The organism is Burkholderia sp. BCC0506 (assembly GCF_902833145.1).
Lineage (GTDB): Bacteria > Pseudomonadota > Gammaproteobacteria > Burkholderiales > Burkholderiaceae > Burkholderia.
Window position 1 is genome coordinate 1 of sequence record NZ_CADFEN010000008.1, and the last position, 20,582, is coordinate 20,582.

The following is a 20,582-nucleotide window of genomic DNA, read 5'->3' on the forward strand; positions in this document are numbered from 1 at the left end:
GTGTTCACGACGGTGCAGGATGTCGCGCAGACGGTGCTGTTCCTGTCGGCATTCCCGAGCGCCGCGCTCACCGGCCAGTCGGTGGTCGTCAGCCACGGCTGGTTCATGCAATGAAGCCGCACGCCCGCACCGAAAAGCAGGCCGTCGATGCGGCGGACCTGCATCACGAAGCCGGCGCGCCGGCTGCTGCGCGGTCGCTGCCGTACGAAACGGTCGCGCTCGTCCTGCAGGGCGGCGGCGCGCTCGGCGCGTATCAGGCCGGCGTGTTCGAAGGGCTGCACGAGGCGGGCATTCCGCTCGACTGGATCGCGGGCATCTCGATCGGCGCGCTCAACACCGCGCTGATCGCCGGCAATGCGCCCGAGCATCGTGTCGAGCGCCTGCGTGAATTCTGGGAAACGATCTGCCAGCCGGCGTTCTTTCCCGCGATTCCGGCCGCGTTCGAGTTCGCGCTGTTCAACAGCATCGACCAGGTCCGCACGTTCTTCACCGCGTCGCAGGCAGCCAGCGCGATGATGCAGGGCCAGCAGGGCTTCTTCGTGCCGCGCTTTCCGCCGCCGCTGCCGGGCGTGGCCGATCACCCACAAAAGATCAGCTGGTACGACACGTCGGCACTGCGCACGACGCTGCTGAAGCTGTGCGATTTCGACCGGATCAATTCGGGCGAGACGCGCGTGTCGGTCGGCGCGGTCAACGTCGGCACCGGCAACTTCGTGTACTTCGACAACTCGCGCATCCGTCTCGCGCCCGAGCATTTCATGGCGTCCGGTGCGTTGCCGCCCGCGTTCCCGCCCGTCGAGATCGACGGCGAGTATTACTGGGACGGCGGTGTCGTGTCGAACACGCCGCTGATGGAAGTGCTCCGCGCGCATCCGCGCCGCGACACGCTCGCGTTCCAGGTCGATCTGTGGAGCGCGCGCGGGCCGCTGCCGCGCACGATGGCCGACGTCGCCGAGCGCACGAAGGACGTGCAGTATTCGAGCCGCACGCGTTTCGTCACCGACACGCTGCAGCGCGAACAGCGCTACCGCAACGTGCTGCGCCACGTGCTCGAACAGGTGCCGGAAGAACAGCGCAAGAACGACCCGTGGTGCATCGAGGCCGAAGCGATGTCGAGCGGGAAGAAGTACAACATCCAGCACCTGATCTATCAGCAGAAAGCGTACGAGCATCACTACAAGGACTATCAGTTCGGTCTGTCGACGATGCGCGACCACTGGTCCGCGGGTCTCGACGACATCCGCAAGACGCTCGCGGTGAAGGACGGCCTCGCGCTGCCCGTCAACGACGCGGGCTTCGTCACGCACGACATTCACCGCCGCCGGTAACGCCGTGTGCAACGGGCCGGTGCACTGCGTGCGCCGGTCCGTCCTCCTTTCCGATTCGTCATGCCGATTTTCATTGCGCTATTCGCGCTCATCGCCCTGGGATGGGGCGCCGTTCACTTGTTTCACGTCATCGCCGCGCAGTTCGGCCAGCCGGTCGCGATCGCGGCCGCCGTGCTGGCCGCCGCGATCCTGATCGCGCTGATCGCGTGGTGGATCCAGCGCCGTCGCGACATCGCACCGAACACGAAGGAAGCAGGCTGGACGCATATCGTGCATCGCGCGTGGGGCGAGTTGCGCGTGTCCGCGACGCAAGGGTTGCTGTGGCTGTCGCATGACGGTGCGGACGGCCGCTATACGCTGTCGCAGCTCGACGGCTGCGAGGCCGCGCCGATCGACGGCCGCTGGCATCTCGTCGTGCGCGTGCGCGACGCCGTGCGCGGCGAGTGGAAGCTGCCGATGATGGACAAGCGCGATGCGCAGCGCTGGGCGCGCGTGCTCATGCTGGCGAAGGACAACCGGCTCTGAACGCGCGTTCGGGCCGCTTGGCCCGCTATCGCGCGCCGAGCGCCTGCAGCGCATCGAGCACGTGCTGCGTCGCCCGTTCGACCGGGCCGGCCCGATGGGCAATCCCGAGCTCGCGCCACAACGCCGGGCGTAGCGGCCGCATTACGATGCGCGCATCCGGCAACGGGGCGCCCGCCTCGTGCGGCAGCAGCGTCGCGCCGTACCCGGCGGCGACCAGGCTCTTGATCGCATCGTTGTAGTTGAGTTCGATCCGCGGCTCGGGCCGGTGGCCGCCGAGCGCGAACCATTCGGTCGTGAGCCGCGACAGCCGCGTCGTCGCATCGTTGAGAATCAGCGGCCGCGCGGCCAGATACGCCGGCGTCACGCGGGCCGGAAGCGGCCAGTCCGCGGGCAGGAAAGCCATCACCGGGTCTCGACGCCACGGCCGGATCGACAGCCCCGCGACCGGCGCTTGCGGCAGCGCCACCAGCCCGACGTCGAGCGTGCCTTGCGCAATGCGCGCCAGCGTGTCCTGCGACGTGAGCACCGCGATCTGCACGTCGATATCCGGATGCTGCACGCGCAATCCGGCCACCGCCTGCGGCAGCAGATGCGCGATCGCGCCGGTCGATGCGCCGAGGCGTACGCGCCCGGTCAACCCCTGCACCTGGCGCTGCACGTCGTCCAGCGTCGATTCGACCTCCGCCAGCAGACGCCGCGCCCGCTCCACCAGCACTTCGCCAATCGCCGACGGGCGCACGTTGCCGCGCGTGCGCGACAGCAGCGGCGCGCCGACGCGGCTTTCCAGCTCGGCGACATGCAGACTGACGGTCGGCGGCGCAAGATGAAGCCATTGCGCCGCCGCCACGAAGGATCCCTGGTCCGCGATCGCGACCAGCGTACGCAGGCGGTCCAGACTGATCTCGCGCATCACGCACCTCTCGTTCAGGAAAGCTGAATCGGACGATCAGCAAATTCAACTTTTCCTATTCTAGGCGTTCGGTGGACGATACGGCTTCCCGACAACCGAACGCGACGCACACGACCACCATGAGCTTCCCCACTGTCTTCATCGACGGCGACCAGGGCACGACCGGGTTGCAGATTCACGCGCGTCTGCGCGACCGCACCGACGTGCAGCTCCTCACGCTGCCCGCCGCCGAACGCAAGGACGCGGCACGGCGCGCCGACGCACTCAATGCATGCGATATCGCCATCCTGTGCCTGCCCGACGCGGCCGCGCGCGAAGCTGTCGGCTTCATCCGGAATCCGGCGGTGCGTGTGATCGACGCGAGTTCGGCCCATCGCACGCAGCCCGACTGGGTCTACGGCTTTCCCGAGATGGCCGACGGACACGCGCACAACATTGCGCATGCGTCGCGCGTGACCAATCCGGGCTGCTATCCGACGGGCGCGATCGGCCTGCTTCGCCCGTTGCTGCAGGCCGGGCTGCTGCCGCGCGACTACCCGGTGAGCATCCACGCGGTGTCCGGTTATTCGGGCGGTGGAAAGGCAGCCGTCGACGCATTCGAATCGGGCGATGCCGCCGCGCGCGCATTGCCGCTGCAGATCTACGGCCTCGCGCTCGAGCACAAGCACGTGCCCGAGATCCGGCAGCATGCGGGGCTCGCGCACCGTCCGTTCTTCGTGCCGGCCTACGGTGCCTATCGGCAAGGCATCGTGCTCACCATCCCGATCGAGCTGCGCCTGCTTCCGGCCGGCGTGACGGGCGAGCGGCTGCATGCGTGTCTCGCGCATCACTACGCGGACGCGCGCCACGTCGACGTGATGTCGCTCGCGGACGCACGCGCGGCAACGCAGCTCGATCCGCAAGCGCTGAACGGTACCAACGACCTGCGGCTCGGCGTGTTCGTCAACGAAGATCGCGGCCAGGTGCTGCTGTCCGCCGTGTTCGACAATCTCGGTAAAGGCGCATCCGGCGCCGCCGTGCAGAATCTCGACTTGATGCTCGGCGCGTCGAGCGCGGCATGACGCTCCCGCGGGCACCGTCGACGGTGCCCGCGCACACCTCCCGTAAAAGCTCACCTTTAGCCGGTTTCAGCCCGTATCGTCACCGGCCGCGGCGTTCAGGCCGGCGAGCGTCTCCACCAGAAAATCCACACATACGCGCACCTTCGCCGACGCCGCGACGCGTTCCGGATACACGGCCCAGATGTTCGCGGGCTGGATCGCGTCCGGCAGCACGCGGCACAACGCGCCGCGCTCGATCAGCGGCCCGGCTTCCCAGATCGAGCGCAGCACGATCCCGCGTCCGGCCAGCGCCCATTGCACGGCCACCTCGCCGTGGTTCGTCGACAGCGCGCCGCCGACCTTCACCGTGACCGTTTCGCCGCGCACGTTCAGCCGCCATACGCCGAACGGATGATCGCGCTCCTTGATCGCGAGACAGTCGTGTGAGGCCAGATCCGCGAGCGAGCGCGGCGTGCCGCGGCGCGCGAGATAGTCGGGCGACGCGCACAGCACACGATGGTTCGCGGCGAGGCGGCGTGCGATCAGGTGATCGGCGATCTCGTCGCCGATGCGCACGTCGAGGTCGTAGCCTTCGCCGGCCACGTCGACGAGCCGGTCGAACAGATCGAGCCGCACGTTCAGCTGCGGATAGCGCGCGCTGAAGTCGAGCAGCGCCGGCGCGATGACGTGCCGGCCGAAGCCGAAGCTGCTCGACATGCGCAGCGTGCCGCGCGGCACCGTGCGCGTGGTCGACACGTCCTCGACGAGATGATCGACGTCGTCGAGAATCTTCTCGGCGCGCGCGAGCACGCGTTCGCCGGCCTCGGTGACCGTCATGCGGCGGGTCGAGCGATGCAGCAGGCGCGTACCGAGCTGCGCTTCCAGCATCGCGATGCGCTTGCTGACATACGCGGGCGACACCGCAAGCTGCTCGGCGGCCGCGCTGAAGCTCGCGAGGCGGACGACCAGGCTGAACACGCGCAGGTCGTCGAGGTTCGGCGATTTGTTCACGATTCGTGGAAAGTCGATTAACTTTTGCGTGATTTTAATCCGGATGGAAATAAATAGAATGACGTGACGGGCCGCTGCCTTCCCGGCAACCGGCCGACCAGCCAAGGAGATTTGCATGACCGACAGGACTTACAGGATTGCCGTGATCCCCGGCGACGGCATCGGCCGCGAAGTGATGCCCGAGGGCCTGCGCGTGCTCGCCGCCGTGACCGCGCGCTTCGGCGTGCGCTTCGACTTCGTCGAGATCGACTGGGCGAGCTGCGACTACTACGCGCAGCACGGCAAGATGATGCCGGACGACTGGAAGGCGCAACTGTCGGGCGTGGACGCGATCCTGTTCGGCGCGGTCGGCTGGCCGGCGACGGTGCCCGATCACATTTCGCTGTGGGGCTCGCTGCTGAAATTCCGCCGCGAATTCGACCAGTACATCAACCTGCGGCCCGCACGCCTGTTCGACGGCGTGCCGTCGCCGCTCGCCGGCCGCCGCGCGGGCGACATCGATTTCATGATCGTGCGCGAGAACACCGAGGGCGAATATTCGTCGGTCGGCGGCACGATGTTTGAAGGCACCGAGCGCGAAGTCGTGATGCAGCAGGCGATCTTCACGCGGCACGGCACCGAGCGCGTGCTGAAATTCGCGTTCGAGCTCGCGCAGCGGCGCGCGAAGCGCGTCACCGTCGCGACCAAAAGCAACGGCATCGCGATCAGCATGCCGTGGTGGGATGCACGCGCGGCCGAAATGGCCGAACGCTATCCGGAGATCGCGGTCGACAAGCAGCACATCGACATCCTGTGCGCGCGCTTCGTGCTGCAGCCGGACCGCTTCGACGTCGTCGTCGCGTCGAACCTGTTCGGCGACATCCTGTCGGATCTCGGGCCAGCCTGTACGGGCACGATCGGCATCGCGCCGTCGGCGAACCTGAACCCCGACCGCACGTTCCCGTCGCTGTTCGAACCCGTGCATGGTTCGGCGCCCGATATCGCGGGGCAATACATCGCGAATCCGGTCGCGATGATCTGGTCGGCGGCGATGATGCTCGACTTCCTCGGCAACGGCACGGGCTGCGAACGCGACGCGCACGATGCGATCGTCGCCGCGATCGAGGACGTGCTGCGCACGGGGCCGCGTACGCGCGATCTCGGCGGCCACGCCGGCACGCAGGAAGTGGGCGAGGCGATCGCCGCGCGGATTGCAGGCTGAGCGTTGACAGTCGTGCCCGGCGCGCGCGCCGGGCCGCGCGTCGTGAGTCGGCGGTGAGCGGCACGCGATGCGGTTGCGCACTCGTGCAGGCTCGAGCGATGCATTGGCGGTGAAGTCGAGCGGTGAGCAACGACACATCGCCACGCGCACTGTTCGCGAGGTTTTCGTAGAACGCGAAATCGATGCGATCGGTGAGTGGCACGTCACGCTCGCACACACCGAAGATCAATGCACGGTCGCTTCGACGCAATCGGTGAGATGCATTACGCGGCGAAACACACCGCTGCATGTCCAGAGATGCGCTGCTCCACCGGACGCCATGCCGCGTCGAACCGTTCGCAGCACACAGTTCGACGCGACATTTCACCTGGTCCCGAAAAATCTCACCTTCAGCGAACGGCTCCCGAATTTCCTCACCGTTGCATCCCGACGATGCGTTCGCCGGTCCGTTGAACGCTCGCGCATTACAGCCCGAGGTCGGACAGCCCCGGATGATCGTCCGGACGGCGCCCGAGCGGCCAGTGATAAAGACGGTCCGCCTCGCGAATCGGCAGATCGTTGATGCTCGCGTGACGATGCGCCATCAGGCCGTTTTCGTCGAACTCCCAGTTCTCGTTGCCGTACGAACGGAACCAGTTGCCCGCATCGTCATGCCACTCGTACGCAAAGCGCACCGCGATGCGATTGCCGCCGAACGCCCACAGCTCCTTGATCAGCCGGTAGTTGAGTTCGCGCGTCCACTTCCGCTGCAGCAGGCCGACGATCTCGTCGCGGCCCGTCACGAATTCCGCGCGATTGCGCCAGCGGCTTTGCGGCGTATAGGCGAGCGACACACGCTGCGGGTCGCGCGTGTTCCACGCGTCCTCGGCGGCGCGCACTTTCTGGCGCGCGGTGTCGAGCGTGAAGGGCGGCACGGGCGGACGAACTTCGGGGGAAGCGGACATGGGTTGCTCCTGTTCAGGGTTCTGGCCGCGAACGCACGCGGCCGGTTCGGTTTCGCTGCGTCGGCTACCGCGATACGGTATCGAGCAGCAGTTCAGCCGTCGCGCGCGCATCGCGCGCGGCGTTTGCATCGCCGCTGACGAGCGCCACGCCGATCGCGCCGTCGATCAACACGAGCCACTGGCGCGCGATGCGTGCAAGCCCGCGGCGCTCGATGCCCGTTTCGTCGGCATGGGCGTCGAAGCGCTCGCGCACGAAAGCCAGCAGGCGTGCCTTGTGCATGCGGGCGACGACGCGCACGGGATCGTCGGCGTCGGGTATCTCGCCCGACGCATTCAGGAACGCGCAGCCGTGAAAGTCGGGCTGCCCGAACCAGTCGCGCAGCACGTCGAACATGCCGAGCAGGTGCGCACGCGGTGACTTGCCGCGCGCCAGCGTGCCGTCGACGAACCAGCGCATCCAGCGCGCGTCGCGCCGTTCGAGCGCGGCGACCACCAGCGCTTCTTTCGATTCGAAATGCGAATAAAAGCTCTTGCGCGCCGCGCCGGATCGCTTGACGATCGCATCGACGCCGGTCGCATGTATACCGCCCGAATAGATCAGCGCTTCGGCGGCGTCGAGCAGCCGGTCGCGAACGCCCGGTTCGCCGGAGGAGTCGAGAGGTGTGTTCATGGGTTTACGGTAGAACGATCGTTCTCCACCGTCAATACCCGGATGAAAAGGCCCTGCCGGCGGGAAGGCTGAATCGTGCCCGACGCGCGGCGTCGTCCTGCCGAGCCTTCAGCTCGATTCGCGCGGATTGAATGGTGAACGGGTCAAGTAACGGGATGCGCACCGATCCAGGCCGGTCGATGTCGATTGCATCGCATATCAGTGAGTCGCACGCCGCGTTGCGGCTCACGGTTGATGATCCGGTTCGGCGCGATCTCGCATACGGTGGCGTGCGAGCGCTCGCCCGCCGGGCGAAGCAGGGAAGTGCGTGGAAGAGGCGAAACGGGCGCCAACCGGCGCGACGGAGAGAAGCGAAGCGGCTGCCGACAGGTGAAGTGAACGTGCATTTGCAGGTCACCGATGCGGGATCGTGTGGCGACTCGGCGCCCCGACACAGCTCCCGAATAATCTCACCTCAAGCACTGCATCGCGCGTTCTCCCACGCGCGACGGTGCGCGCGCAAACGAAAACGGGGCAGGCGGCGAACGTGCCGCGCTGCCCCGTCTCGACATGCGCTCGACTCAGACCGTCCAATCGAGAATCACCTTGCCGCTTTCGCCGGACAGCATCGCGGCGAACCCTTTCTCGTAATCGTCGGCCGCGAAGCGATGCGTGATGATCGGCGACAGGTCGAGGCCGCTCTGCAACATCGCGACCATCTTGTACCAGGTCTCGAACATCTCGCGGCCGTAGATGCCCTTGATCTCGAGCCCCTTGAAGATCACCTGGTTCCAGTCGATCGCCGTCTGCGCGGGCGGGATGCCGAGCAGCGCGACCTTGCCGCCGTGATTCATCGCCTCGAGCAGGCTCGTGAACGCACTCGGCACGCCGGACATCTCGAGACCGACGTCGAAGCCTTCGGTCATGTGCAGGTCGGCCATCACGTCGCGCAGCGACTCGCGTGCGACGTTGACCGCGCGCGTCGCACCCATCTTGCGTGCGAGTTCCAGCCGATAGTCGTTGATGTCGGTGATGACGACGTTGCGCGCGCCGACGTGCTTCGCGATCGCGACGGCCATGATGCCGATCGGGCCGGCGCCAGTGATCAGCACGTCTTCGCCGACGAGGTTGAACGACAGTGCGGTGTGCGTCGCGTTGCCGAACGGATCGAAGATCGACGCGAGATCGTCGGAAATCTCCGGCGGAATCTTGAACGCGTTGAACGCCGGAATCGCGAGGTATTCGGCGAACGCGCCTTCGCGGTTCACGCCGACGCCCACCGTGTTGCGGCACAGATGCCGGCGCCCGGCGCGACAGTTGCGGCAGAAACCGCACGTGATGTGGCCTTCGCCGGACACGCGATCGCCGATCGCGAAGCCGCGCACTTCCTGCCCCATCTCGACGATCTCGCCGACGTATTCGTGGCCGACGTGCATCGGCACCGGAATCGTCTTCTGCGCCCAGTCGTCCCACTTCCAGATATGGATGTCGGTGCCGCAGATCGCCGTGCGGCGGATCTTGATCAGCACGTCGTTGTGGCCGACTTCGGGACGCTTCACGCGCGTGAGCGTGAGGCCGGGGCCGCGTTCGAGCTTTGCCAGTGCTTTCATGGTCGCGCCTCCGTCAGACGATGCCGAGCGACTTGCCGACGCGCACGAACGCGGCGACCGCCTGATCGATCTGTTCGGGCGTATGCGCGGCGCTCATCTGCGTGCGGATGCGCGCACGCCCGCGCGGCACGACGGGGAACGAGAAGCCGATCACGTAGACGCCTTCGCCGAGCAGCTTGTCCGCCATGTTCGTCGCGAGCTGCGCGTCGCCGAGCATCACCGGGATGATCGGATGCGCACCGGGCACGAGCGTGAAGCCGGCTTCGGTCATCTGCTTGCGGAATCGCGCGCCGTTCTCGCGCACGCGTTCGCGCAGCTTCGCGCCTTCGTCGCTGCCGAGCAGCGCCAGCACTTTCAGCGACGCCGCGGCGATGCTCGGCGTGAGCGTGTTCGAGAACAGGTACGGACGCGAGCGCTGACGCAGCAGCTCGATCACCTCGCGGCGCGCGGCGACATAGCCGCCCGATGCGCCGCCGAGCGCCTTGCCCAGCGTGCCCGTGATGATGTCGACGCGGCCTTCGACGCCGCAGTGTTCGGGCGTGCCGCGGCCATGCGTGCCGATGAAGCCAACCGCATGCGAATCGTCGACCATCACGAGCGCGCCGTAGCGATCGGCGAGATCGCAGATGCCCTTGAGATCGGCGATGATGCCGTCCATCGAGAACACGCCGTCGGTCGCGATCAGCTTGTGGCGCGCGCCCGCGGCGTCGGCTTCCTTGAGCTTCGCCTCGAGGTCGGCAAGATCGTTGTTCTTGTAGCGGAAACGCTTCGCCTTGCAGAGGCGAATGCCGTCGATGATGCTCGCGTGGTTCAGCTCGTCGCTGATCACCGCGTCGTTCTCGTCGAGCAGCGTCTCGAACAACCCGCCGTTCGCGTCGAAGCAGCTCGAATAGAGGATGCTGTCCTCGGTGCCGAGAAACGCGGCCAGTGCGCTTTCCAGTTGCTTGTGGACGGTTTGCGTGCCGCAGATGAAGCGCACCGACGCCATGCCGAAGCCGTCCTGGTCGAGGCCGGCCTTCGCCGCGTCGATCAGGCGCGGATCGTTCGCCAGGCCCAGATAGTTGTTCGCGCAGAAATTGAGCACGCCGGCACCGCCGGCGAGCCGCACGGCTGCCGCCTGGGGACTCGCGATCTCGCGCTCGGTCTTGTAAAAACCGTCCGCGCGGATCTGGTCGAGCGTCCCGCGCACCTGGGCGAGAAAGGCATCACGCATCGCAAAGCTCCTGACAGGGATTCGCATTCCGCAGCGCACCGCTCGTGGCGGCGCAACGGCCTGCTACTGTTATAGTCGGTCGTTCGGTTGACCGCATTTATCCGATATTCCGAACTAGAATTCGAAATACCGAACAACTCTAAGCGAACGGAATCCAAATGGCAAGTTCCTCCGGATCGCGGCGCACGCGTGCCGACGCCGCCCCGCAGCCGCCGGCCGCGACCCCGCCGCGCGTGGGCGAGCAGATCCAGCGGCTGCGCAACGAGCGCAAGCTGACGCTCGACGACCTGTCGCGCGCAGCCGGCGTATCGAAATCGATGCTCTCCGAAATCGAACGCGACAAGGCCAACCCGACGATCGCCGTCGCGTGGCGGCTGACGAACGCGCTGGGCATCACGCTCGACGAACTGTTCTCGCAGCCGAAGGCGCCCGAGACGATCCGCGTGGACGGCCCGCACGACATTCCGACGCTCGCCGGCCACGACGGTCGGTACCAGCTGCGCGTATGGGGCCCCATCGACCTTGCCGGCAAGTTCGAGTGGTACGAGCTGACGCTGCCGGGCGGCGGCGCACTGGTGTCGAACGCGCATGAGCCGGGCACGCGCGAGCACCTGACCGTGCTGCAGGGCGCGATGGAAATCGAAGCCGCCGCGGCCAGCCGACGCCTGAAGACGGGCGACACCGCGCGCTACCCGGCCGACGAGCCGCACGCGATCCGCAATCCCGGCAAGGCCGAAGCCCGCGCCTTGCTGATCGTGATCCACCGCTGACGGCGCGGATAGTCGGCCAAAAGGTCAAGCGCAGGCCTGTTGCGGAAAATACTGTATGTTTGTACAGTATACGGACATTCCGCCATGCACGGGCCGGAGCCGGCGCACCGAGGCGCCCGCTCCGGTCGACAGGAGCCTGCAATGACAGAAGAACAAGATTTGGCCGCGCTCAGCTTCAAGGCTGCCGCGCATGACCTCGAATTGATCGTTCGCCATATCGCCGGGCGCTATATCCGTCAGCGCGTGCCGCTGACGTGGCGCCTGCTGCACGCGATCGAGGCCGAAGCGCTCGCCGATCTCGGCTTTGCGAGCCGGCACGACGCCGGCATGCGTCAACTGTTCGAACGGCCGTCGGACATGACGTTTCCCGAGACCGACGATCCGATCGACTTCGGGCGCTCGAATGCGCTGCCCGCGGTCTTTTCGTTCGCCGTTCTCGCGTACGAAGCCGCGGCAACGGCGCACGACGCCGCGCGTCCTGCGCGCGCTCACCGCCAGTCCAAGGCGTGGGGCGACTGATGGCCCAGCCCCGGCCGCGACGCACAGCGGCCGGTTCACCCGCTTGCTGCCCGATACGTTGCGGAAAGGGCTACCATATACGCAACTAACGGAATTAACACCATGTCCCTTCCCGCCGCTCCCGATACCGCCGCACCTCCGGAAGAAAAGGATCTGTTCGACCGCGATGCGTCCGACTGGGTCGCATCGCCCGAAGCCGCGTTCGACGCGTGGCTCGCCATGCAGGACTATCGCCGCTCGTCGGCCGACGTCTATCGCGCGCAATGGGGTGCGTTTCTCGCGTGGATGCGCGCGCATCAAAAGAATCTGGCGACGGTCGACACGCCGACCATCGCGAACTTCGTCGGCGAGTTGCCGATCAAGAAAACGCAAAGAATGCGCTATCTCCGGCTGATCGAACGTGTGCTCGACCACATCCGGCGGACCGAGTACGCGTCGACCAATCCGGCCCGCTTCATTGCTCAGGATGGCGAAGCGAACTGGCGCAAGGCCCGCGACAACGAACCGACCGGTTTCCTCACGCCGGCGGAACGCGCGACGTTGCTCGCCTATCTGTTTTCGCCGATCGGCGTATCGGGTGCCGCGTACTGGAAGGAGCGCCGCGACCGCGCGCTCGTCGCGGCGTTTCTCGGTGCCGGCATCAAAACCGGCGAAGCCCGCACACTTACGATTAGTTGCATCAATACCAGCAACACGTCACTGCTGATCGAATCGACGCATCCGGATTATTCGCGCGAAACCCATCTGGCCTCGTTCGCGATCGCATTGCTCGAGGCGTGGCTGACCGAACGCAAGCGCCAGGAGATTCCGGGCGAGCTGGTTTTCCCCGCATCGCATGCCGGGCGGCCGATGCACAAGGCGACGATGCTGCGCGCGATCGACGCGATCGTCGAATCGGCCGGGCTCACGTCGTCGCGTACCGCGCGCGCAAGCCCGCAGACATTGCGCAATACCTACGCGGCCGAGCTGTTCGAGCACGACGTGCCGCCCGAGCGGGTCGGCAAATGGCTGGGCTTCATGCGGCCGATCTCGTCGAATCGCCTGCATCGCGCATGGAAAAACTGGCGCGACGGGCTGGCCGACAGCAACGGTGACGCGCACGACCGCGACGAAACTCACTGATCGGAAAACGGCTGCTCACGCGAAGCGACCCGTGAGCAGCCTTGTGTGGCGCACCCTCACCGTTTCACAGATCCCGAAAAACCTCACCTCAAGCTTCCCGGATCATCTCACCTGTGCGGCGCGGCCGACCTCCGGGTCAGGTATGCGCAAAACGCGCGACGGCTTCAAAGCGGGACGGCCACGCGCCGGAAGCATGCTCGCACTCGGGGCACGCGACCTCGAACCCCTCGTCGCCATGTGACAGTTCCGGTTCGCCATCGCAATGCGGGCACCGGGTCGGCGCCGGCGTCTCGTGATCCAGCGAGGTACCGATCGCGGTATACGCGTCAGCATCGAGCTGTCCCGCCTCGGCCAGGCGCCGGAGCAGCGCGGCGATGTCCGGATTCATCCCGCGGTTCGCGCGCAACGTATTCACGTCGCGCGTGGCGCGGTCCAGTTCGTCGCTCTGGGCACGCAACTGCTCTTCGAGCCGGTCGGCGCGCGCCTTGGCCGAACTCAATTGCTGCAGGAAATCGAATTCCTTGCGCTGGACGTCGCGCAACCCGCTCTGGTAGGTCGACGCCATGCTGCGCAACGAGTCCAGTTCGACCAGCATCGGCTTGACGCGGCGTTCGGCTTCGGCCACTGCATCCTTGATTTGCTGTGCGTAGTGCTCGGTGCGTTGCTGCAATTCGGCTTGCAGCGCATCGATGCGATCGCGCAGCGCGGCGTTATGTGCCTGCTCGGCATCGATGCGGCCGGCGGCCGCGGCCAGCTCCTTTTCCAGTCGGGCGACTGTGGTGAGCAACGTTGCTTCGCTTGCCGAACCGTGCGTCGATTGCGACGCGAGCTGAACCTCGAGTTCGGTTATCCGCGCCTGCAATTGCTCGTTTCTCGCTTCGCCGCGCGCGAGCGCGCCTTCAAGCGTTTCCTGGCGAACGGCGGCGTCACGCAACCGTTGTTCGGCGGCGGCCACGTCGGCGCGAACCTGCTCGCGATCGCCATCGAGGCTATCGCGCGCCGCTTTCAATGCCTCTTCATACAGCGCGCCGAGCAATGCGCCGGCCTTTTCCTCGACGGCTTTCGGGATCGCCGCGCCGTCGAGCCGGATCTTGGAGGCTGAACGGATGCGCTCCCAGAAATGGTCGATATCTTTCGGGATGTCGCTGGCGCTGCCGGTCTGGGTGAGATCGCGGACGTTGGCGGCCGACGGCCGGATGCCGAGATCGAAGAACAAACGCTTGCACGCATGCAGCGACAATTCCTGGCGCCGTGCACCGCTGGCGCGCAGCGATTCCAGTTCTTCCCGAATGACTTGACGCATTTCGTCCAGGGTCATGACCACACTCACAGACAATGAAATGTGTCGATCATAACGAAATACGTATTCATTGATACTTCTTTCGAGGGTCCGTTGTGAATTTACGTCGTTTTGCACAGAAACGGCTCCGTGCGCACAGTCCTGTCGAAGCTGAGCTGGAATTCCGTGAAACAAAGCGAAGAAAGTCAGCCAAGTCCTTGTCTCGCAAGCATTTTTTAGCGGACCCCGAATTTCGTCATTTGTTTCACATGACCACGGATCCGGTTGCCGGTGGGTGTTCAGGGGTCGGGGTGTCTGTGGAAAACTCGTCAGCCGATGTCTTGAGAGTATTAGAAGTAAACACCCTTGAACCCTTAGTTAAAAACGTTAACGCCACGGCACAGCCTTACGCAGCAAGGCTTTCCGGCCGATGAGGTGAAGTTTTACGGGAGCCAAGGTGATCTTCTGCGGGAGCTGACGTGATGGGGTTCAGGGAGCTGCGTGAGCCGTTGCAGGAAAGGTCGTGAGCGGATTCGGGATCACAGTGAAACACGAGTTTTTCCAAAGGTGAGGATTTTCGGGGCCACACAGCCATGGAACCCGCGCTGTGCCTGACGGCACAGTTTTCTGCCTGTACAGACATAGGTGAGAATTTGCAGGACCTCGTTCGTGGCCCGATTCTGCCCATCTTTTGGGCAGATTTGGCGAAAGGTGAGGTTTCACGGGACTCCAAGGGAATTTGCTGTGAGGATTTCCGGGAACCGACCGCCATTTTGCACAGCAAACGTGCGTTCCGGCGCCTGTGATGCCCCAAAGGTGAGGCTTTTCGGGAGGGAAATCCGGGTTTTCGAGCGCCGTCCTTCTTCAGGTGAGCTTTTTCGGGGCATGGATCACAGACTGTATGCTGGCTTAAAGGTGAGATTTTCCGGGAGGCATATTTGCTGAAAAAATGGGCAAAGGTGAGGCTTTTCGGGACCAGTGACTGGCCGAATGCCCCGAAAAGCCCGCCAGGACTGGAAGAAATCTCATTTTTACTGTGCCACTTTTTGGCACAGGTGAGCGTTTTCGGGGGCTGACGTACGGTTGTCGTATGAAGGATTTCCGCCGAAAGGTGAGCCTTTTCGGGGACCCAGGCCGATGCACAGCCAAATGCCTGCGGCGCATAAGTATCGGATGCGATTGGGATTTTTGATACCGTGCCGGTTACGGTGAGGTTTTTCGGGAGCGAATTCCGTACCCGCTGCCATGCCGCATTTTTTCGGTAAGGTGAGCATCTTCGGGAGTCGTTGGCAGTCGGTCCCGCGTGTGTCGGGCGTCCGTCGGCATCCGGACGAATCGACATGCCGTGCCTGAGGTGAGTATTTTCGGGACCGGATACGATTTGCGCGCTGTACAATGCGCGCCCGGGCTGGCCAAACAGGCCTCGATCGGCGGCGCATACCGGTTTCGACGGCGCTTTTCGACGTATCGAAACCGAATCGATCGCACCGGGAAGCCTCGCCTGTACATGCATACAGGCCAACGTGCGGCAGCCGGGCGGGTACGGTGAGGTGCAGTCGCGACCCTGTGTCGAACTCACGGCTGCGCAGTCGCAAAATTACGACAAATCGAAAGGTGAGCCGATACGGGAGCCAATCCCGCACGTGTCGTGCACAGGCGAAATTCTGTGAATCGGCGCATGCCGCGGCACGTCTGGAAGAGTCCGGAACGCCGGAGTGGCGGACCGGTGAGCGTTTTCGGGAGCGGTTCGGGTGAGTGCCGTTTTGCCGGCGCGCTTCACCGGCTATGGTGAGCATGTCGTTCTGGACGCACATCACCGCAGGCGCTATCCTTCCGGGAAACTTCTCCTCCGACCCGACGTATGGCCACGACGAAGCGCGCCAAGAAAACCGATGTGGATGTGGTGAGTGCCAGTTCAGCCGAATTGCGAAAGGCCGTCGAGGCGATCGCCATTCAGCCGAAGAGCGGCAAGATCACGCTCCTCACTCGCAAGCTGTTCAATGTCCTGCTGGCCGTCGCGCAGCAGGCCGACGACTCGGGCGATACGTATCGCGCGCTCCTGTCGGACATCGTCGCCAACTCCGCTTTCGATTCGAACGACACCGCGCTGGTGAAGGAACACCTGCGCCGCATGGTGTCGGTGCAGGTCGAATGGAGCACGGGGACGTCGAGCCAGAAGCCGGGCCGCAAGTGGGGGATCTCGACGCTGATCGCGGATGCGGAAATTCTCGAGGATCCGACCACCCGCCGCGTGTGGGTCGAGTTCTCGTTTGCACCGAAGATCAAGAAGAAGCTGCTCGACCCGGTCCAGTATGCGCGCCTGAGCCTGCAGTTCCAGAGCCAGCTGCGCAGCAGCGCCGGTCTCGCGCTGTACGAGATCTGCGTGCGCTATCTGACGAATCCGAGCCACCTGACGATGCGCGAGCCGTGGGAGTGGTGGCGGCCGATCCTGTCGGGCACGCCCGACACGGAAGCCGGCGACGAAGCGAAGCGCGAGTACAAGTACTTCAAGCGAGACTACCTGCGCCCCGCGATCGCGGAAGTCAACGCGGTCACCAACATCTTCGTCGAGCTGATCGAGCATCGCGAAGGGCGTCGGGTGGCCGAGATCCAGTTTCGCGTGACCGAGCGCAAGCAGCCGATGCTCGCGCTCGACGAACATCCGAACGTATTCGACAGCACGCTGGTCGACCGGATGGTGAAGCTCGGGATCCCGCTGAAGGAAGCGCAGACGCTCTATGCGGACAGCGAGGAAAACCGGATTCGCGCGGCGCTGCAGATGACCGAACAGCGGATGCGCAGCACGACGCTGCCGCCGGTGCGCAGCGCGCCGGCACTGTTCAAGGATGCGCTGAAGAAGGGGTATGCGCCGCCGGTGGAATCGGTCGACGCGCTGCCTGCCGGCACGCCGTCCGCGAAGGTCACGGCCGCGCAGCCGGACGATCTGAAGGCCCGCCTGCTGAGCGAGTTCGCCGCGTTCCGCCGCAAGGAAGCGAAGGTACTGTACGAAGAGCAGGGCGACGCGGAGCGCGAAGTGGCGCGCGAGTCGTTCGAGTCCGAGGCGCTGCCGACGATGGGCTCGCATCTGCGTGACGACTGGCGCAAGCGCGGCCTCGATTCCAAGCTGGCCGAGACGGCCTTTTTCGACTGGTTGGCCCAGAAGACCTGGGGCGAGCCGACAGACGGCGATCTGCTGTCGTTCACGCTGAACCAGTCGCGGGCCGCGTGAGGCCCGCTCAGGCCCGCTGACGGGCCGCCGCCGGCTCCCACCCCTCGGTCGGGTGGGGCCGGCGCCTTCAACAGGCTCTGCCGGCCGTTTCCCTCACTCCGACAACAGCATGCGCTCGAGCTGCTCGAGGATCGCGTCGCGCTTGTCCTTCGGGAGGCCGCGCAGGCGCAGTTCGATGCGGTCTTCGCCATACGACTTCAGGTCGCCGACCGACTTGCCGCCGAGCTTGATCTCGAGACGCTGCGCATAGCGCTGACGGCCCGCCGCCTTCGGCGTCTCCTGCGCCGCGACGCGGCCCTTGACGATGTCCGACACCTGGCGCGTGCTGAGATCGTCCGACACGATCTTGTTGATCAATCGCAGCGTCGCCTCGGTGCCGCGCGCATTGTGATAACGGCCGACCTGATACGCCATGTTCGATCCGAAGCGATCGGGGCGCGCCACCATTTCCTGCATGATCGCTTCCGGCAGCTTGCCGATCGACAGCGCGACGGCCACCGTCGACTCATCGAGGCCGAGATGCTCGGAGAGTTCTTTCTGGCTCTGGAAATGCTTCTCGTCGAGGAAGCGGCGCCATACGACGGCGTTGTCGAATACCGTCTGCGAATCGCGCTGAACGTTGAGATCGTAGCCGAGCTTGTAGCTCTGGATGCCGATGGGCACGTCGATCACGATCGCCTTGACCGACTCCTTGTTCGCCTCCTTCAGCGCCCGCACGCGGCGGCCACCATCGCTGACGAAATACGTGCCCGGGTTGTCGTAATCCGGAATTACGTGGATCGCCTGCTGTTGCCCCTGCTTCGCCAGGTTGACCGCGAGTTCGGCAATCGACGATTTCAGATAGAAGTGCCGCGGGTTGAACGGGCTGTGCTTGATCGCCTTCAGCGGCAGCTCGATCACTTGCCCGGGCGCATAGCGATTCTCGAGACGCCACGCGCGATATTGCGGCGATTCGTCGACCGACGGATCGATCGTGAATTCCGGCGCTGGCGGCGGGGCGATGTCCTTCTTCGCGGATTTGGTCGACACCGGGGTAGGTGTCTCGGACTTGACGATGCCATCGATCGCATTGAGCCGATCAAGCGCCGTGCGCTTTTCGCTCGTCGTGATATCCGGGCGCGCTTGGAATCCTTTGGCGAATTGGGAGGGTTTCATGTGACTCCTTTATGCGCATAAAGTCAGGGCAGCATGGCGACGATTTCGTCGGCACATGCGCGAATTTCGGCGGCGGCCAGCTTGCCGCCCCGGTCGTTCATCTGCAGCACGGTCTGACCGAGCGCCATCGCTTGCTTGTACGCTTCCCGAGTCGGAATCTGCGTCTTCAGCAGCGGGAAGCCGAGTTCCTCGAGCGCACGCTTGAGCTCGCGGGTCAGCATGCGCTTCTCTTCGGTCTTGTTCAGCAGGAACACCGCGCGCAGATCTTCGTTCATCACCTGCGCCTGCTGAATCAGTTTGACCAGCCCGACGCTCGACCAGTAATCGGCCGGTGACGACGATGTCGGGATCACGGCAATCGATGCGGCCAGCAGGACGACGCCGGAAACTTTCTCGGTGATCGACGGCGGGCAATCCACGACGATGATGTCGTAGTCGTTGATGAACTTCTTGATCTCGCGATGGATCTGGCCGTCGGCTTCGGCAAGGTTGACGACCGGAAACGGGATGCCGTTGTCGCTGTCGCCGGACGCGCTCGACCAGTGAACCAGCGTGTTTTGACGGTCTGCGTCGATGACGAGGACGCGCTTCCCTTTTTCATGGAACGCGGCGCCGAGATGCATGGCAATCGTGCTTTTGCCGACGCCACCTTTTTGTTGAGTGACTGCAATGATTTCCGCGGCCAATTTTCACTCCTGTTTTGGTCGTTGGAATTCTACAGGACGATATTTGAATTTCAATGAAATTGTCGTTTGACAACTACGCGCTAGCCATTCGGACTATCGGTTTATGCGCATAAACGACGCGGCTGCGATCGGTTGGGGGATGTGGTGAAGGTGCCGAGGACGAGGACGATGCGTTGCTCGATGGGTGGGTCTTTACGGGCTACATAGTCCGACGGCTGTTCGTCGCAGCAATGTCTCGGCGCCTCGGCCCTTCCGCTGAACGGGCTGCGTTGACTGCGAGCGAGGAGTTTGTGCGCATAAAGTCCGCGGAGGCCGAGTCGATTGACCGCGTCTGTAGAGCGCCGGGCATTTGTGAGCGAAAGGTGTGCGGTCTGCGGGCCGAAGTCACATGCGGTGCTCCCGAGGCGCGTCGTTGAACCGGCGCGTGTCGACGTCCGGCCCTGTCGCCTGCAGCGTTTATGCGCATAAACCAGACGCAACGCCGGCCCTCGGTGAAGGGCGGCCGGCAAAGACCTCGCCTGCGTCACGCGCACGATGAAGCCGTGCCGGGACAATGGCCTATCGATACGGGCACCGGCCTGTACCGTCGAGCACGGCCACACATCCACGCCACGATTTGCGCCATGCCTCACCCGACAATCGCAGGCTTTATGCGCATAAACCTGCCCGACGTGCTCCCGCGATCACGCGACCTTTCGCCACGCGAGACAACCTTCACAAGGCACCTCCTCACGAGACATCGGTGAGGCCGACGGCTGTTCCTCGTCCTGCGAAGCTGGTGCCCCGACTTTATGCGCATAAACAACCACTCTTTAACGCGTGACCGCAGACGCCACAACACCCCTCTCGCGATGCCGACGCGCCCGCTAAACCGAACTGTCTCAGCGACCTGCCGCAACGAACTCCACCCGATCCCCGTCGAACCGCCCCACCAAGCTCCTCGATGCAGACTGGCTACAATACAGGGCTCCACCATCCACGCTTGAATGATGATCACGATCTACCACAACCCCCGATGCTCGAAGTCCCGCGAGACGCTTGCGTTGGTCGAGTCGCTGAATACCGCCGGCGCACCGCTGAACGTCGTCGAGTACCTGAAGGCGCCGCCGACAATCGAGGAACTGGAAACGCTGCATAAGCAGCTCGGCCGTCCGGTCCGCGACATGCTGCGCGATGGCGAGGAGCCGTACCAGACATTGAACCTAGCCCGCGCGAATCTGACCGACGCCGAAGCCTACGCCGCGATCGTCGCTCATCCGATCCTGCTGCAACGTCCCATCGTCGTGTATCGCGGCAAGGCGGCGATCGGTCGCCCGCCCGAGTCGGTGAAGGCCTTGTTCGAATAATTCTTGCCCGTCGTATTTTTTTATTTCATCGACGCACGCCGCCCG

18 protein-coding genes and 1 pseudogene are annotated in these 20,582 nt (G+C 64.7%); 10 read left to right on the top strand and 9 right to left on the bottom strand.

The window, feature by feature from the left end; genetic code table 11:
- The 3 genes and pseudogenes from HWX62_RS19135 to HWX62_RS19145 form a co-directional block, all read left to right on the top strand.
- Nucleotides 1-114: pseudogene (locus tag HWX62_RS19135) on the top strand (3-hydroxybutyrate dehydrogenase); the annotation flags it as partial.
- On the top strand, nt 111-1,328 hold the full coding sequence (locus tag HWX62_RS19140) for a patatin-like phospholipase family protein (protein WP_175931038.1): 1,218 nt from the start codon (nt 111-113) through the stop codon (nt 1,326-1,328). The pseudogene HWX62_RS19135 and the gene HWX62_RS19140, both read left to right, overlap by 4 nt.
- A gap of 60 nt (nt 1,329-1,388) precedes the next feature.
- On the top strand, nt 1,389-1,853 hold the full coding sequence (locus HWX62_RS19145) for a hypothetical protein (RefSeq protein ID WP_175931039.1): 465 nt from the start codon (nt 1,389-1,391) through the stop codon (nt 1,851-1,853).
- 25 nt (nt 1,854-1,878) lie between these two features.
- On the opposite strand, the gene HWX62_RS19150 is transcribed toward HWX62_RS19145, so the two are convergent.
- Nucleotides 1,879-2,763 carry a LysR family transcriptional regulator gene (locus HWX62_RS19150; protein WP_175931040.1) on the bottom strand — a complete coding sequence of 295 codons (885 nt, stop codon included), beginning with the start codon at nt 2,761-2,763 and terminating at the stop codon, nt 1,879-1,881.
- A gap of 119 nt (nt 2,764-2,882) precedes the next feature.
- On the opposite strand from HWX62_RS19150, the gene argC reads away from it, so the two are divergent.
- Nucleotides 2,883-3,824 carry an N-acetyl-gamma-glutamyl-phosphate reductase gene (gene argC / locus HWX62_RS19155; protein WP_175931041.1) on the top strand — a complete coding sequence of 314 codons (942 nt, stop codon included), beginning with the start codon at nt 2,883-2,885 and terminating at the stop codon, nt 3,822-3,824.
- 66 nt (nt 3,825-3,890) lie between these two features.
- Here argC and HWX62_RS19160 read toward each other — a convergent pair whose 3' ends face one another.
- Complete coding sequence (locus HWX62_RS19160) at nt 3,891-4,814, bottom strand: LysR substrate-binding domain-containing protein (RefSeq protein WP_175931042.1); 924 nt, start codon at nt 4,812-4,814, stop codon at nt 3,891-3,893.
- Between the two features lie 115 nt (nt 4,815-4,929).
- Here HWX62_RS19160 and HWX62_RS19165 point away from each other — a divergent pair, with 115 nt between their 5' ends.
- Nucleotides 4,930-6,015: a tartrate dehydrogenase gene (locus HWX62_RS19165; protein ID WP_175931043.1), complete on the top strand. Its 1,086-nt coding sequence runs from the start codon at nt 4,930-4,932 to the stop codon at nt 6,013-6,015.
- A 464-nt stretch (nt 6,016-6,479) separates the two neighbouring features.
- Here the strand turns inward: HWX62_RS19165 and HWX62_RS19170 are convergent, their stop codons facing one another.
- The 4 genes from HWX62_RS19170 to HWX62_RS19185 all read right to left on the bottom strand — a co-directional run bounded on the left by HWX62_RS19170 (nt 6,480) and on the right by HWX62_RS19185 (nt 10,431).
- A complete protein-coding gene (locus tag HWX62_RS19170) occupies nt 6,480-6,959 on the bottom strand; it encodes a nuclear transport factor 2 family protein (RefSeq protein WP_175931044.1) in 480 nt (159 codons plus the stop codon).
- Between the two features lie 64 nt (nt 6,960-7,023).
- A complete protein-coding gene (locus HWX62_RS19175) occupies nt 7,024-7,629 on the bottom strand; it encodes a TetR/AcrR family transcriptional regulator (RefSeq protein ID WP_175931045.1) in 606 nt (201 codons plus the stop codon).
- 560 nt (nt 7,630-8,189) lie between these two features.
- Nucleotides 8,190-9,218 (bottom strand): L-threonine 3-dehydrogenase, encoded by a 1,029-nt coding sequence (tdh, locus tag HWX62_RS19180; RefSeq protein WP_124498783.1) that lies wholly within the window; start codon nt 9,216-9,218, stop codon nt 8,190-8,192.
- A gap of 13 nt (nt 9,219-9,231) precedes the next feature.
- On the bottom strand, nt 9,232-10,431 hold the full coding sequence (locus HWX62_RS19185; protein WP_175931046.1) for a glycine C-acetyltransferase: 1,200 nt from the start codon (nt 10,429-10,431) through the stop codon (nt 9,232-9,234).
- A gap of 158 nt (nt 10,432-10,589) precedes the next feature.
- Here HWX62_RS19185 and HWX62_RS19190 point away from each other — a divergent pair, with 158 nt between their 5' ends.
- The 3 genes from HWX62_RS19190 (at nt 10,590) to HWX62_RS19200 (ending at nt 12,842) form a co-directional block, all read left to right on the top strand.
- Nucleotides 10,590-11,201 carry an XRE family transcriptional regulator gene (locus tag HWX62_RS19190; protein WP_175931047.1) on the top strand — a complete coding sequence of 204 codons (612 nt, stop codon included), beginning with the start codon at nt 10,590-10,592 and terminating at the stop codon, nt 11,199-11,201.
- A gap of 141 nt (nt 11,202-11,342) precedes the next feature.
- The gene (locus tag HWX62_RS19195) at nt 11,343-11,720 is read left to right on the top strand and encodes a DUF2471 family protein (RefSeq protein WP_175931218.1); all 378 of its coding nucleotides are present in this window, start codon (nt 11,343-11,345) and stop codon (nt 11,718-11,720) included.
- Between the two features lie 102 nt (nt 11,721-11,822).
- On the top strand, nt 11,823-12,842 hold the full coding sequence (locus tag HWX62_RS19200; RefSeq protein ID WP_175931048.1) for a tyrosine-type recombinase/integrase: 1,020 nt from the start codon (nt 11,823-11,825) through the stop codon (nt 12,840-12,842).
- Between the two features lie 136 nt (nt 12,843-12,978).
- On the opposite strand, the gene HWX62_RS19205 is transcribed toward HWX62_RS19200, so the two are convergent.
- Nucleotides 12,979-14,160 carry a DNA-binding protein gene (locus HWX62_RS19205; protein WP_175931049.1) on the bottom strand — a complete coding sequence of 394 codons (1,182 nt, stop codon included), beginning with the start codon at nt 14,158-14,160 and terminating at the stop codon, nt 12,979-12,981.
- Nucleotides 14,161-15,982: 1,822 nt separating this feature from the next.
- Between HWX62_RS19205 and HWX62_RS19210 the strand changes: the two genes are divergently transcribed.
- Complete coding sequence (locus HWX62_RS19210; RefSeq protein ID WP_175931050.1) at nt 15,983-17,350, top strand: replication initiation protein; 1,368 nt, start codon at nt 15,983-15,985, stop codon at nt 17,348-17,350.
- Between the two features lie 93 nt (nt 17,351-17,443).
- Here the strand turns inward: HWX62_RS19210 and HWX62_RS19215 are convergent, their stop codons facing one another.
- On the bottom strand, nt 17,444-18,505 hold the full coding sequence (locus tag HWX62_RS19215; RefSeq protein WP_175931051.1) for a ParB/RepB/Spo0J family partition protein: 1,062 nt from the start codon (nt 18,503-18,505) through the stop codon (nt 17,444-17,446).
- Nucleotides 18,506-18,528: 23 nt separating this feature from the next.
- On the bottom strand, nt 18,529-19,191 hold the full coding sequence (gene parA, locus HWX62_RS19220) for a ParA family partition ATPase (protein ID WP_006480195.1): 663 nt from the start codon (nt 19,189-19,191) through the stop codon (nt 18,529-18,531).
- 989 nt (nt 19,192-20,180) lie between these two features.
- On the opposite strand from parA, the gene arsC reads away from it, so the two are divergent.
- A complete protein-coding gene (gene arsC, locus HWX62_RS19225) occupies nt 20,181-20,537 on the top strand; it encodes an arsenate reductase (glutaredoxin) (RefSeq protein ID WP_175931052.1) in 357 nt (118 codons plus the stop codon).
- Nucleotides 20,538-20,582: the final 45 nt, after the last annotated feature.

What these genes read in the sequence shown, in the direction of transcription:
- HWX62_RS19140 (WP_175931038.1), top strand. Translation starts at nt 111, where the DNA reads ATGAAGCCGCACGCCCGCACCGAAAAGCAGGCCGTCGATGCGGCGGAC.
- HWX62_RS19145 (WP_175931039.1), top strand. Translation starts at nt 1,389, where the DNA reads ATGCCGATTTTCATTGCGCTATTCGCGCTCATCGCCCTGGGATGGGGC.
- HWX62_RS19150 (WP_175931040.1), bottom strand. Translation starts at nt 2,763, where the DNA reads ATGCGCGAGATCAGTCTGGACCGCCTGCGTACGCTGGTCGCGATCGCG.
- argC (WP_175931041.1), top strand. Translation starts at nt 2,883, where the DNA reads ATGAGCTTCCCCACTGTCTTCATCGACGGCGACCAGGGCACGACCGGG.
- HWX62_RS19165 (WP_175931043.1), top strand. Translation starts at nt 4,930, where the DNA reads ATGACCGACAGGACTTACAGGATTGCCGTGATCCCCGGCGACGGCATC.
- HWX62_RS19170 (WP_175931044.1), bottom strand. Translation starts at nt 6,959, where the DNA reads ATGTCCGCTTCCCCCGAAGTTCGTCCGCCCGTGCCGCCCTTCACGCTC.
- HWX62_RS19175 (WP_175931045.1), bottom strand. Translation starts at nt 7,629, where the DNA reads ATGAACACACCTCTCGACTCCTCCGGCGAACCGGGCGTTCGCGACCGG.
- tdh (WP_124498783.1), bottom strand. Translation starts at nt 9,218, where the DNA reads ATGAAAGCACTGGCAAAGCTCGAACGCGGCCCCGGCCTCACGCTCACG.
- HWX62_RS19185 (WP_175931046.1), bottom strand. Translation starts at nt 10,431, where the DNA reads ATGCGTGATGCCTTTCTCGCCCAGGTGCGCGGGACGCTCGACCAGATC.
- HWX62_RS19190 (WP_175931047.1), top strand. Translation starts at nt 10,590, where the DNA reads ATGGCAAGTTCCTCCGGATCGCGGCGCACGCGTGCCGACGCCGCCCCG.
- HWX62_RS19195 (WP_175931218.1), top strand. Translation starts at nt 11,343, where the DNA reads ATGACAGAAGAACAAGATTTGGCCGCGCTCAGCTTCAAGGCTGCCGCG.
- HWX62_RS19200 (WP_175931048.1), top strand. Translation starts at nt 11,823, where the DNA reads ATGTCCCTTCCCGCCGCTCCCGATACCGCCGCACCTCCGGAAGAAAAG.
- HWX62_RS19205 (WP_175931049.1), bottom strand. Translation starts at nt 14,160, where the DNA reads ATGACCCTGGACGAAATGCGTCAAGTCATTCGGGAAGAACTGGAATCG.
- HWX62_RS19210 (WP_175931050.1), top strand. Translation starts at nt 15,983, where the DNA reads ATGGCCACGACGAAGCGCGCCAAGAAAACCGATGTGGATGTGGTGAGT.
- HWX62_RS19215 (WP_175931051.1), bottom strand. Translation starts at nt 18,505, where the DNA reads ATGAAACCCTCCCAATTCGCCAAAGGATTCCAAGCGCGCCCGGATATC.
- arsC (WP_175931052.1), top strand. Translation starts at nt 20,181, where the DNA reads ATGATCACGATCTACCACAACCCCCGATGCTCGAAGTCCCGCGAGACG.